Annotated in this window: 1 protein-coding gene; it reads left to right on the forward strand. The window is 45.6% G+C overall.

All coding sequences use genetic code 11. The annotated features are described in order from the left end of the window. Positions 1-548, forward strand: a 548-nt coding sequence (locus HMPREF0373_RS03865) for a MobA/MobL family protein (RefSeq protein WP_021738297.1), incomplete at both ends; no start/stop codon positions are given.

Raw genomic sequence — 548 nt, forward strand, 5'->3', positions numbered from 1 at the left:
GCCCAACTTGGCAGGTCATTTGAATTTGCCCTCCCCAAAGAATGGAGCAGACAGGAACAGATTCAATATACAGCCGACTATATCAAAAAAACATTTGTGGATAAGGGAATGTGTGCTGATTGGAGTATCCACGACAAAGGGGATGGCAATCCTCATGTCCATCTGCTTCTGACAATGCGCCCTTTTAACCCGGATCATTCTTGGGGGAAGAAAGAAGTCAAAGATTGGGATTTTGTCAGAGATAAAAGCGGAAATATCGTGATTGATGAATCCCATCCGAACTGGTGGCAGGATAAGAAAAACCCTGACCGTCATGGAATCCGTATCCCTGTATTAGATGAAAACGGAATCCAGAAGATTGGTGCAAGAAACCGCCTGCAATGGAAACGGGTACTGACCGATGCTACGGGATGGAACAATCCAAAAAACTGTGAACTGTGGCGGAGCGAGTGGGCAAAGGTGTGTAATGAACATCTGCCTTTGCATAATCAGGTCGATCACCGTTCTTACGAAAAGCAGGGAAAACTCCAGATTCCTACCATCCATGA

The sequence above is a fragment of the Eubacterium ramulus ATCC 29099 genome (assembly GCF_000469345.1).
Taxonomy (GTDB): Bacteria; Bacillota; Clostridia; order Lachnospirales; family Lachnospiraceae; genus Eubacterium_I; species Eubacterium_I ramulus.